Source organism: Haloactinopolyspora sp. (genome assembly GCF_027324685.1).
In the GTDB taxonomy this organism is placed as follows: domain Bacteria; phylum Actinomycetota; class Actinomycetes; order Jiangellales; family Jiangellaceae; genus Haloactinopolyspora.
Genome location: NZ_DAHVSH010000029.1, coordinates 1 through 10866 on the forward strand (window position 1 = coordinate 1; position 10866 = coordinate 10866).

At 68.4% G+C, this 10866-nt stretch carries 12 protein-coding genes and 4 tRNA genes; 10 read left to right on the forward strand and 6 right to left on the reverse strand.

The window, feature by feature from the left end:
- Positions 1-2: 2 nt before the first annotated feature.
- Positions 3-74, reverse strand: a tRNA-Val gene (locus tag M6444_RS04170).
- A 164-nt stretch (positions 75-238) separates the two neighbouring features.
- Here M6444_RS04170 and M6444_RS04175 point away from each other — a divergent pair.
- Entirely contained in the window at positions 239-658 is a 420-nt protein-coding gene (locus tag M6444_RS04175) for an SsgA family sporulation/cell division regulator (RefSeq protein ID WP_298323461.1), read from the forward strand.
- A gap of 91 nt (positions 659-749) precedes the next feature.
- Positions 750-1310, forward strand: coding sequence for a CGNR zinc finger domain-containing protein (locus tag M6444_RS04180; RefSeq protein ID WP_298323462.1), 561 nt, complete (start codon positions 750-752; stop codon positions 1308-1310).
- Positions 1311-1336: 26 nt separating this feature from the next.
- On the opposite strand, the gene M6444_RS04185 is transcribed toward M6444_RS04180, so the two are convergent.
- From M6444_RS04185 to M6444_RS04200, 4 genes are read right to left on the reverse strand one after another with little or no spacing between them, the layout of a single operon-like run.
- Entirely contained in the window at positions 1337-1960 is a 624-nt protein-coding gene (locus tag M6444_RS04185) for a GNAT family N-acetyltransferase (protein WP_298323463.1), read from the reverse strand.
- Positions 1957-2514, reverse strand: coding sequence for a DUF664 domain-containing protein (locus tag M6444_RS04190; RefSeq protein ID WP_298323464.1), 558 nt, complete (start codon positions 2512-2514; stop codon positions 1957-1959). Before M6444_RS04190 ends, M6444_RS04185 begins: the two co-directional genes overlap by 4 nt.
- 51 nt (positions 2515-2565) lie before the next feature.
- The gene (locus tag M6444_RS04195) at positions 2566-3396 is read right to left on the reverse strand and encodes an aminotransferase class IV (protein WP_298323465.1); all 831 of its coding nucleotides are present in this window, start codon (positions 3394-3396) and stop codon (positions 2566-2568) included.
- A complete protein-coding gene (locus M6444_RS04200) occupies positions 3390-4370 on the reverse strand; it encodes an anthranilate synthase component I family protein (RefSeq protein WP_298323466.1) in 981 nt (326 codons plus the stop codon). Before M6444_RS04200 ends, M6444_RS04195 begins: the two co-directional genes overlap by 7 nt.
- A gap of 140 nt (positions 4371-4510) precedes the next feature.
- Here M6444_RS04200 and M6444_RS04205 point away from each other — a divergent pair.
- The 3 genes from M6444_RS04205 (at position 4511) to M6444_RS04215 (ending at position 4765) form a co-directional block, all read left to right on the forward strand.
- Positions 4511-4582 (forward strand) — tRNA-Gly (locus tag M6444_RS04205).
- Positions 4583-4609: 27 nt separating this feature from the next.
- Positions 4610-4680: transfer RNA gene (locus tag M6444_RS04210), tRNA-Cys, on the forward strand.
- Positions 4681-4690: 10 nt separating this feature from the next.
- Positions 4691-4765, forward strand: a tRNA-Val gene (locus M6444_RS04215).
- Between the two features lie 238 nt (positions 4766-5003).
- On the opposite strand, the gene M6444_RS04220 is transcribed toward M6444_RS04215, so the two are convergent.
- Positions 5004-5651, reverse strand: coding sequence for an XRE family transcriptional regulator (locus M6444_RS04220; protein WP_298323467.1), 648 nt, complete (start codon positions 5649-5651; stop codon positions 5004-5006).
- 230 nt (positions 5652-5881) lie between these two features.
- Between M6444_RS04220 and M6444_RS04225 the strand changes: the two genes are divergently transcribed.
- The 5 genes from M6444_RS04225 to M6444_RS04245 form a co-directional block, all read left to right on the forward strand.
- On the forward strand, positions 5882-7210 hold the full coding sequence (locus tag M6444_RS04225; protein WP_298323468.1) for a Xaa-Pro peptidase family protein: 1329 nt from the start codon (positions 5882-5884) through the stop codon (positions 7208-7210).
- Positions 7207-8217, forward strand: coding sequence for a thiamine pyrophosphate-dependent dehydrogenase E1 component subunit alpha (locus M6444_RS04230; RefSeq protein ID WP_298323469.1), 1011 nt, complete (start codon positions 7207-7209; stop codon positions 8215-8217). The genes M6444_RS04225 and M6444_RS04230 overlap by 4 nt, the downstream gene beginning before the upstream one ends.
- Positions 8205-9185: an alpha-ketoacid dehydrogenase subunit beta gene (locus tag M6444_RS04235; RefSeq protein ID WP_298323470.1), complete on the forward strand. Its 981-nt coding sequence runs from the start codon at positions 8205-8207 to the stop codon at positions 9183-9185. Before M6444_RS04230 ends, M6444_RS04235 begins: the two co-directional genes overlap by 13 nt.
- Before the next feature lie 38 nt (positions 9186-9223).
- Positions 9224-10582, forward strand: a complete 1359-nt coding sequence (locus M6444_RS04240) for an amidohydrolase family protein (protein WP_298323471.1) — start codon at positions 9224-9226, stop codon at positions 10580-10582.
- The coding region (locus M6444_RS04245; RefSeq protein ID WP_298323472.1) for a cupin domain-containing protein at positions 10579-10866 on the forward strand (288 nt) is incomplete at its 3' end. The genes M6444_RS04240 and M6444_RS04245, both read left to right, overlap by 4 nt.

Sequence of the window (10866 nt, forward strand, 5' to 3'; positions counted from 1 at the left end):
GGTGGGCGATACTGGGATCGAACCAGTGACCTCTTCGGTGTGAACGAAGCGCTCTCCCGCTGAGCTAATCGCCCGGGCGCGGGAACACGATACCCCACCCCAGCGCCGTCGGTACAACTGACCGGCTTCGTTTCGCGTTGCGCGATGCCCGAGTTGGGTTGACACTACTGGCCGAGGCACTTGGACAAGTCGCGATACCGCCAGCCACACCCGGCGGTTCACTCGGCAAAGGACGGCCATGCACGCGTCGACCATTTCGTACCCCCTGGCGCTTCGCCTGCTCGATGACACCAGTGACGATCGCCACATCCAGGCCGAGTTCCGCTACTGCGCCGCCGATCCGCTCGCGGTCACGGCCGTGTTCGACACCGCGGCCCGCGAGCCTGTCCCGTGGATCTTCGCTCGCGACCTGCTCAGTGCCGGATTGGACGAACCCAGCGGACATGGTGATGTGGCCGTGTGGCCTGCCATCGATGCCCACGGGACGCCAACGGTGCGCGTGAGGTTGCGCTCGCCCGACGGCGACGCGGTGCTGGAGTCTCCTGCCGCCGACGTGGAAGATTTCTTGATCCAGAGCTGGGCGCTGGTGCCGAGTGGGGCCGAAGCCCGGTTGCTGAGCATCGATGCGGTCCTCGACTCGTTACTCGATCGGACATGAGACCGGTGTCATAAGCACAACTGTTGTGCACCGCGCATCGGTGGTCTACGGTCTGTCGCACCCTGATCCCCCGTACGCGAGGTAAGAACCTGTGACCTTTAGCCACGACGTGGAGCACTCGCTCAACGTCGTCGTCGATCTGGTGAACTCCGACCCCGGAAGCGGCGGCGGTGAGCAGCTGGCTGATCTCGCAGCGCTCGAGGCGTTCATCGAACGTCACCAGATCAGCGACGTGGAGACCGTGACCGAAGCCGATCTGCAGGCCGTGCGCGACCTGCGACTACGGTTTCGTGACGTCTTCTTGGCCGCCAACACCGCAGAAGCGGCCAAGCTGGTGAATGACCTACTCAGCGGCGCCAAGCTGTGTCCACGCCTGACTGATCACGACGGTTACGACTGGCACATCCACTATTTCGCGCCGGGCTCGGCCCCTGCCGAGCATCTGCTGATCGACGGCGGCATGGCGTTGTCGTTCGTCGTCGTTGCAGGTGAGCGCGAACGTCTACAGGTGTGTTCGGCGCCGGATTGCGCCCGCGTGCTCGTCGACTTGTCGCGTAACCGGTCGAAGCGCTACTGCGACAGTCGCACGTGTGGCAACCGGCTGCACGTAGCCGCGTATCGGGAACGCCAGCGGGCGGCTGCCGTCGTGTGACGACGTAGGTTCCGGCCAGCGCCGGCCTACTCGCGGTCGAAATCGATTCGCATGACGACTCGGCGAACGGTCGGCCGGCTGACCTCAGTGAAGCCAGCGTCCTCGAAGACCTGGCGCGCACCGACGTGCAGTTCACCCCAGGTGATTTCCTTACCCGGCTCGGTGATCATCGGATACGCCTCGACCGCTCGAGCGCCGCGCTCGCGTGCATAGTTCACGGTCGCGGCGGCCAGCGGATACGTCAGGCCGCGCCCGCGGTAGCCCTTGCGGACGATGATGCATGTGACCGCCCAGACATCGGGATCGTCCCGATCTTCGTTGCGCCCGGTCCATGGCACGCGAGACGTGCGGAGCTTGGGATAGGCCACGCGCGGTTCCACGGCGACCCAACCCACGGGTTCGTCATCGAGGTAGCCCACCAGCCCGCTGGTGGCAGGTGCGTCAGGCATGCCGCTGGCGGTCTGTGTTCGGAGCAGCTCCTGGCGCTGTTCGAACGTGGTGTCACGCCAGATCCAACCGGCGACCTTGAGCCGCTGGCACAGGCACCGCGCAGCGTAGTCCGCCGTACCGAAGACCGTTCGCACCTCGTCGAACGAAGCCTCGTTGGCGGGAACGACCCGCAATCGCGCACCGGCGACCAGATCGCTCACGGACGCCAGCCCGGTGGCGGATCTTCCCCGACGCGCCCGTCGACAGCTTCGCGGATCAGATCGGCATGGCCTGTGTGCCGGCCGTACTCCTCGATCAAGTCACACAGCAACCGGCGCAGGTTGGCGTGGCGGCCATCCGGCCACGACAGGTGGATGAGTTGGTCGAGTCCGCCCTCGGCGAGGGCAGCGGCGAGCCTGGCGCGCGAACGCTCGACCGCCCCGTCCCACAGGGCGTACAGCTGCTCGGGTGAGTCGTTGGCCGCCGAGGTGAACTCCCAGTCGTCGGAACCGTCCCACCCGGCCTGGTCCCAAGGAGCGCCCATCGGCGCGCCGCTGAGTTTCGTGGTGAACGCGTAGTCCTCCACGGCCGCCAGGTGCTTGAGCAATCCACCCAGGGTCAACGACGAGGCGCCGACGCGAGCCTGCAACCCCTCGGAGTCGAGGCCGTCGGTCTTCCAGCGGAAAGTCGCCCGTAGCCGGTCGAGCGCGCCGGTGAGGTGCTCGACTTCACGGCCGGCCAGCGGCGGTTCCCACGGTGTCTCCTCGATTGCCATGTGCACACCGTAGAACCCGCCACCGACAACGTCAGCCGGGCTGGCGAAGCGTCACGGATCGAGGTCGGCGCGGCTGCGCTCGGCGAATGTCTGCGCGATACGGGCGGTCACCGGACCCGGCGCCAGGTCGCGTCGTCGATCGTCGAACAGCACGGCGTCGACAGCCTGGACGTCCCGGGTGCTCGACGTCAGGAAGATCTCGTCGGCGCGTTCGAGCACGTCGAGCTCGAGATCGGCCTCGACGGCCTCGGTCCATTCGAGGACCAACGCACGGGTCACGCCGGCCAGACAGCCCGCATCGAGCGACGGGGTCAGCACCTGCCCGTCCATGACGACGAAGACGTTGCTGCCAGTGCCCTCGCTCAGCCGCCCGCGGGTGTCGGCGAACAGCGCTTCAGAGGCGCCGAGGTCGCGGGCACGAGCCAGCGCCACGACGTTCTCGCCGTACGACGTCGACTTCAGCCCGGTCAACGCCCCGCGCTCGTTGCGTGGCCACGGCACCACCGCGACCGCTGTCGCCGGTGGCATCTCGTCGGCCGGCGCCACCGCGACGATCAACGTCGGGCGGGCATCCCCGCGCTGCGATCCCAACGGCGACACGCCGCCGGTGTAGGTGATACGCAGCCGGTGCAACCCAGCGCCACGCGTCTGCTCGACGACCTCAGCACACGCCTTGCGCACCTCGGCCTCGTCGGGCGCCGGCAGCCCCAACCCAGCAGCCGAGCGGCCGAGTCGCGCGATGTGTCTGCTCAGCGCGAACGGGACGCCGTCGACGACTTTCGCTGTCTCGAACACGCCGTCGCCGACGGTCAGCCCGTGATCGAAGACACTGACCGTCGCCGCGGACTCGTCCAGCAGTTCACCGTTGACCCATGTCAGCACGAAGCCAAGCTTACGAGCCGTTCGGCCTTGAGCTCAGTCTCAGCCCACTCCTTGACCGGATCCGAGCCCCACGTGATGCCCGCGCCGGTGCCGAAGTGCAAGGCACCGCCGGTTTCCCAGAACGTCCGGATCCCGACGGCGAGTTCGGCCGTGCCACGGTCGGCATCGACCCAGCCGACGGCGCCGCAGTAGGGTCCGCGCGGAACCGGTTCGAGATCGCTGATCGCCTGCAGGGCGCTGGATTTCGGCGCACCCGACACCGACCCGGGAGGGAAGGTCGCCGCGAACAGATCCGCCCAGCCCGCCGACGGGAGGAGCGTGCCCGACACCGTCGACACGAGATGAACGAGCCCTGGATGGTGCTCGACGCTGAGCAGCTCGTCCACGGCGATGCTTCCTGTTGTCGACACCCGCGACAGATCGTTACGGACCAGATCGACGATCATCACGTTCTCCGCCGCGTCCTTCGGCGTCAGATCCGCCGTCGTCCGGCCGGTGCCCTTGATCGGCGACGAGACGATGCGGTCGCCCGCGCGGCGCAGGAACAATTCCGGAGACGCCGACACGACCTGCAGACCCGGCAGGCGAACGAGTCCCGCGAACGGCGCCGCATGTCGCTGAGCCAACCTGCTCGCCAGCGGAACCAGCGACTGCTCGGGCTCAGGCAAGGCGGCGGACATCACGCGGCACACGTTGACCTGATAGACGGTGCCGTCGGCGACCAGTTCGCGCACCGCCTTCACCGCGGCGATGTAGGCCTCACGGTCCAGCGACGTGGACCACGTGCCACTTCCCGGGCCACGCCACGGTGGTGCGGCGGGAAGGTCACGTCGCTCCCAGTGCTCGAACCGGGCGCAGGTGACCTCGCCTTCGAACGTGACGACGACGGCCCAGCGGCCGGACCCGTCGAGCACGCGCGGGTCGTCAGACACTTCGGCCAAGCCGGTGGCCAGGAACCCCCCGAAATGCGCCATGGCACCATCTGGTGCAACACGCCCATCCACATTGCACGACGCTACCGTGTCGCTGCGGGGTGAGTTTGGCTCCGGTGCCCCCGATGGGCTAATGTTTCACCCGCACCGAGGTTCACGGGCCAACGAGCCACGGTGACCATGCGGACGTGGCGCAGTGGTAGCGCATCACCTTGCCAAGGTGAGGGTCGCGGGTTCGAATCCCGTCGTCCGCTCGGAGCGAGGCCCCATGGCCTCATCTCGGTGGAGTGGCCGAGAGGCGAGGCAACGGCCTGCAAAGCCGTCTACACGGGTTCAAATCCCGTCTCCACCTCGGCACGTAAGGGCGATTAGCTCAGTGGGAGAGCGCTACCTTGACACGGTAGAGGTCACTGGTTCAATCCCAGTATCGCCCACCAGCACGGTGACCAAAGAAGGCATCATGGGGCCGACTTGCGCGCTCCAGGCCCGCGAGCGGTATCGGCGACGAAGCAGATGTAGTAGCGCATTGGACATCGAGACGAACGCGCGGCTCACCGCGTGCCGTGGCGGGTAGCTCAACACCACCAGCCGTCGGGAATGATCGGCGACCGCGGCCAGCAACTGCTCGTAGTCCGGGTGGCAGCAGCTCCCCACGCCACCAGTATGCCGTGTGGCTCAAGGTGCGTGTTCGAGCACGAACCAGATGCCCACCGCCGGCTCGATGCCGTCGTTGCGGTATCCGTGCGGAGTCGCCGAATCGAACGACACGGCGTCACCCGGACCGAGCCGATGCTCGTCGAAACCGAGGGTGACGACCAGCTCGCCGCTGACGACATACCCATACTCGATGCCTGGATGGCGCATCAGCAACCCGAGACCTGCCGACGTCCCGCCCGGCTCGTAGGTGATGCGCAGGAAGTCGACGTGGGCACCGGGAACCTGGCCGAGGCGTTCCCAGGTCACTCCGGAGTCGAGGGTCAGGACCTCCCGCTCCCCCGGCTCGACGACCGGACCCACCTGGCGCGCGCGGTCGGGACCGAGCACCCGCCGGCCCTCCGCGCGGTCGAATGCGCCACCCGACGCCGCTGCGACGGGCTGATCGGCGGCCTCCGCGGCCTCGAACAGGTCCTCGACCGTGACACCCAGCGCGTTGGTGATCGCGTAGAGGGTACTCACGGACGGCCGGCTCTTTCCGGTCTCGATCTGGGAGATCAGACTCGGCGAGACACCGATCTCGCGGGCGAGCCCGCGGGCGCTGATCCCCTTCCGCTGCCGTTCCGCCCGCAGTCGACGGCCGATCTCGGGGACCGGACCGGGAGCCATGTTCAGCCGTCCTTTCGTCGCCCTCATGATGATCAGTGACACTCAACATTATCGCGCGGAGGCCCCGGCGACGAAAGCGTTACGCGCCGGTCCTGATTTGCCAGGACCACTCACATTGTCTGACTAGCCGGGTGGCATCACCTCTTGACGCCGCGATCGTGCCGCTTAATGATGATTAGTGATGTTGAACATGCGTCGGTGGGACCGCATCCCGGAAGGGAGTGGCCACGATGGCGATCCGCACCTTCGGCCCCAACGCAGTCGATTGGGAAGAGCGCGTCGACCTCGACCGCCTCCGCCGCGAACGGCTCGCTCGGCTGAAAGCCACGCTGGACCGGTCGGAGTTGGGCAGCCTGCTCACGTTCGACTTCTCGAACATCCGCTACATGACGTCCACCCACATCGGCACCTGGGCGATGGACAAGCTCATCCGGTTCGCCCTGCTGCCGCGCGGCGGCGAGCCGGTGGTGTGGGACTTCGGCTCGGCGGCCCGCCACCACCAGCTGGACAACCCGTGGCTCGACGGCACCAAGCGAGCCCGCGCGGGCATCTCGACCCTGCGCGGCGCGTTTCACCCCGACGCGGGCATCGCCGCCGACGTCGCGCGCAAGGTCGCCGACGAACTGCGCGAGCACGGACTCGCCGACGCGCCGGTCGGTGTCGACATCGCCGAGATGCCGGTCCTGGCAGCGCTGCGGGCCGAGGGCCTGGACGTCGTCGACGGCCAGCAGGTGTTCCTCGAATCCCGGCGGATCAAGACGCCGGACGAGATCACCCTGCTCACCCAGGCCTGCGCCATGGTCGACGCCGCCTACGAGGAGCTCTACGCCTACTTGCGCCCGGGCGTGCGAGAGAACGAGTGCGTCGGGCTGGTCAGCAAGGTTCTCTACGACTTGGGCAGCGAGTACGTCGAGGGAGTCAATGCCATCTCCGGGGAGCGCTGCTCCCCGCACCCGCACGTGTACAGCGACCGCGTCGTGCGTCCCGGCGACCCCGCGTTCTTCGACATCCTGCACAGCTACCTCGGTTACCGCACCTGCTACTACCGGACGTTCGCAGTCGGCAGCGCGTCGATGGCCCAGCGCGACGCCTACACCCGGTGCCGGGAGTACATGGACCGCGCGATCGCGCTGGTGAAGCCGGGTGCGACGACAGCCGACATCGTCACTGTCTGGCCGCGGGCCGAGGAGTTCGGCTTCGCTGACGAGACCGCCGCGTTCGCGCTGCAGTACGGCCACGGCGTCGGGCTGTCCATCTGGGAGAAACCGATCTTCAGCCGGCTGGTCTCCCTCGAGCATCCGGAGACCCTCGAAGAAGGGATGGTCTTCGCCCTGGAGACGTACTGGCCGGCCGCCGACGGCTGGTCCGCGGCCCGGATCGAGGAGGAAGTGGTCGTTACGTCCGACGGCTGCGAGGTCATCACCAAGTTCCCCGCCGAGGACCTGCTCGTCGCGGGCCGCAAGTACTGGACCGCCGGCGGCGCGCTGAACACCTTGCGCGAAGCACAGTCGCACCTCAACACGGCGGCGTCCAGTGCGGCGAACGGAGCCCGGCCATGACCGAGACCACGGTTCGTCCCGCTTCGGAGCTCGACGCGCACGACGTCCTCGCGCTGTACGAGCAGATGCAGCTCATCCGCCGTACCGAACGCGCCGCCCACGATCTCTTCATGTCCGGCCTCGTCAAAGGCACGACGCATCTCGCTGCCGGTCAGGAGGCGGTGGCGGTGGGGGCCAGCGCGGCGCTGCGGCCCGACGACTACGTCTTCGCCACCTACCGCGGCCACCACCACGCCATGGCTCGCGGCGCGACGCCTGAGGAGTGCCTCGCCGAACTCATGAGCAGGGCAACCGGGCTGTGCCGGGCGAAGGGCGGATCGATGCACCTCACGAAGGCGTCGTCGGGCATGCTCGGGTCCTACGCCATCGTCGGCTCACACCTGCCGATGGCGGTGGGGGCTGCCTGGTCGGCGCGGCTGCGCGGCACCGAGCAGGTCGCGGTGGCGTTCTTCGGCGACGGGACGACCAACATCGGAGCGTTCCACGAGTCGCTCAACCTCGCCGCCGTGTGGCGGCTGCCGGTGCTGTTCGTCTGCGAGAACAACTTCTACATGGAGTACACGCCGATCGGGGCCGTGACGGCTGTCCCCCATCCCGCCGCCGACCGCGCCGGTGCGCACGCATTGCCCAGCGAGGTCATCGACGGCAACGACGTGCTCGTCGTCTACGACGCCGTCCGGCGCGCGGCCGAGCGGGCGCGCGCCGGCGACGGCCCGACGGTGATCGAAGCGGAGACCTACCGGCACTTCGGCCACAGCCGAGCCGATCCCGCGACGTACCGGCCCGCCGACGAGGTCGAACGGTGGCTCGACCACGATCCACTCGACATCGCCCGCGACCGGCTCGGTGCGCTGAACGTGTCGGACGACGCGGTCGAGCAGGCCGACGCGCGGGCACGCCGCGTTGTCGACGACGCGATCGAGGCCGCGAAGAACGCACCCGACGCCGACCCGGCGGAGGCGTTCACCGACGTTTGGGCCGATGGAGGCAACGCATGGCGGACGTGATCACTTACCGCGACGCCGTCGCCGAAGGCATCGCCCGCGAGATGCGCCGCGACCCCAGCGTGGTGTGCCTCGGCGAGGACATCGGCGCCGCCGAAGGCGTGTTCAAGACCACCGTCGGACTGCTGAAGGAGTTCGGCCCGGACCGGGTGTGGGACACGCCGATCTCCGAGCAGGCCATCGTGGGGGCTGCGATGGGTGCGGCGATGACCGGGATGCGTCCGGTCGCCGAGATCATGTTCAGCGACTTCCTGGCCTGCTGTTACGACTACATCGCCAACGAGATCCCCAAGGTCCGGTACATGACCGGTGGGCAGGTGACGGTGCCGCTGGTCGTCCGCACGGCCAACGGCGGCGGGCTCGGATTCGGCGCGCAACATTCCCAGGCGGTCGAGAACTGGGTCTTCGCGGTCCCCGGGCTGAAGATCGCCGCACCGTCCACCTCCGACGACGTCGTCGGGCTGATGGCCGCAGCGATCCGCAGCGACGACCCCGTGGTGTTCTTCGAGCACAAGGGGCTGCTGGCGACCAAAGGACCGCCGGCAGCCGAGGGACACGTCGTCGAGCTCGGCCGCGCCCGCACCATGCGTGACGGTGACGACGTCACCTTGGTGGCACTGGCCTCGACGGTGCCGGTGGCGCTTGACGCCGCCGAGCGCCTCGCCGGCGACGGCGTGTCCGCCGAGGTGATCGACCTGCGCTGTCTGGTCCCACTCGACGTCGCCGCGGTGCTGGCGTCGTTGGAGAAGACGTCGCGCCTGGTCGTGATCGAGGAGAACCCGTACCAGGGCGGGTGGGGCGGCACGCTCGTGTCCGTCGTCGCCGACGAGGGATTCGACCTGCTGGACGCGCCCATCAAGCGGATCGCGGCGGCGTGCGTGCCGCTCCCCTTCGCCGACGCCCTCGAGGCCCAGGTGATCCCCGGCGTCGACGCCGTGACCGAGCGGGTCCTCGAACTCGCCGCCTACTGACTCACAGAATCCCACAACGACGCAGGAAGGGACCGCAGATGACCGACCGGATGCTTCTCCGAGGCGGCACCGTCCTCACCATGGACCCACAACTCGGCGATCTGCCACAAGCCGACGTTCTCATCGAGGACGGAACGATCGCCGCCGTCGATCACCATATCGACGCCGACGCCGAGGTCGTCGACACCAGCGGGCGGATCGTCATCCCCGGATTCATCGACACTCACCGCCACACCTGGGAGGCCGCGATCCGCGGCAGCGCGCCCAATGCGACCCTCGACGACTACTTCGTCGAGATCCTCGACACGTTCGCTCCCCGCTACCAGCCGGACGACGTCTACGCCAGCAACCTGGCCGGCGCGCTGGAGTGCCTGAACGCCGGCATCACGACACTCGTCGACTGGTCGCACATCAACAACACACCCGAACACCCCGACGCCGCCATCACCGCGCTGAAGGAGACCGGAATCCGAGGCCAGTACGCCTACGGCTCGGCGAACACGTCGCTGGCGAAGTACTGGTTCAACAGCTCCGAGGCCATCCCGGCCGCGGATGTCCGGCGGGTCCGGGACACCTACTTCTCCGGTGACGACGCCTTGCTCACCCTCGCCCTCGCCACCCGCGGGCCCGGCTTCTGCCAGGACGACGTCGTCACCGCCGAGTGGCGCCTGGCGCGCGAGCTCGGCATCCCCATCACCGTGCACGTCGCGATGGGCCGGCTGGCCGGACGGTACGCGATGGTCGAGCAGCTCGACCGGCTCGGTCTGCTCGGCCCGGACACGACTTACGTCCACTCCTGCTACTTCAGTGATCACGAATGGCAGCGGGTCGCCGACACCGGCGGCACGATCTCGATCGCGGCCCAGGTCGAGATGCAGATGGGGCACGGCTGGCCGCCCGTCGGCAAGTCGTTCCAGTTCGGACTGCGCCCCAGCCTGTCGATCGACGTCGTGACGACCGTGCCGGGCGACATGTTCACCCAGATGCGGGCCGCCTTCGCCGGTGAACGAGCACGCGTCAACGCCACCTGCTGGGAACAGAACATCGCCGTGCCCGAGACGATGGCCACCGCCCGCCAGATGCTGGAGATGGCGACCATCCACGGTGCTCACGTCGCCGGGGTCGAGGACCGCACCGGCTCACTGACTCCGGGCAAGCGGGCCGATGTCGTCGTGATCGACGCGCGTGACATCAACGTCACACCGGTGATCGACCCCGTCGCCGCCGTCGTCCTGTGCGCGGACGTCAGCAACATCGAGACGGTGATCGTCGACGGCGTGGTCAAGAAGCGCGACGGTCGCATGGTCGCCGACGTCGACCGCGCTCGCGGCCTGGTCGAGACGGCGCGCGACCGGCTCGTCGAGGCCGCCGCCAAGGCGAAGGTCCCGGCAGCGTGACGAGCCGGCACCTGGTGGCCCGGGCAGCCGAGGCCGCATTCACCGAACCGGGCGGCTGGGCCGCCCAGGCGGCCGGATTCCGGCGATGGCCGGTCGTGGACGAGTGGGCCGCCGTCCACACCGGCTTCGCCGTCTGCGAGCTCGAGCCCGGCGGATCGGTGCCGGCCCACGTCCACTCGTTCGAAGAGACCTTCCACGTGCTCGACGGCGTCGCGGTCGTCGACACGGCCGAGGGCTCGTTCCGGGTCGGCCCGGGCGACTACGGCCTGGTGCCGGTCGGCGTG

Bases quoted from the DNA above. Each gene is read 5' to 3' on its own strand.
- M6444_RS04220 (WP_298323467.1), bottom strand. From the start codon at position 5,651: ATGGCTCCCGGTCCGGTCCCCGAGATCGGCCGTCGACTGCGGGCGGAA.
- M6444_RS04230 (WP_298323469.1), top strand. From the start codon at position 7,207: ATGACCGAGACCACGGTTCGTCCCGCTTCGGAGCTCGACGCGCACGAC.
- M6444_RS04200 (WP_298323466.1), bottom strand. From the start codon at position 4,370: ATGGCGCATTTCGGGGGGTTCCTGGCCACCGGCTTGGCCGAAGTGTCT.
- M6444_RS04235 (WP_298323470.1), top strand. From the start codon at position 8,205: ATGGCGGACGTGATCACTTACCGCGACGCCGTCGCCGAAGGCATCGCC.
- M6444_RS04240 (WP_298323471.1), top strand. From the start codon at position 9,224: ATGACCGACCGGATGCTTCTCCGAGGCGGCACCGTCCTCACCATGGAC.
- M6444_RS04225 (WP_298323468.1), top strand. From the start codon at position 5,882: ATGGCGATCCGCACCTTCGGCCCCAACGCAGTCGATTGGGAAGAGCGC.
- M6444_RS04190 (WP_298323464.1), bottom strand. From the start codon at position 2,514: ATGGCAATCGAGGAGACACCGTGGGAACCGCCGCTGGCCGGCCGTGAA.
- M6444_RS04175 (WP_298323461.1), top strand. From the start codon at position 239: ATGCACGCGTCGACCATTTCGTACCCCCTGGCGCTTCGCCTGCTCGAT.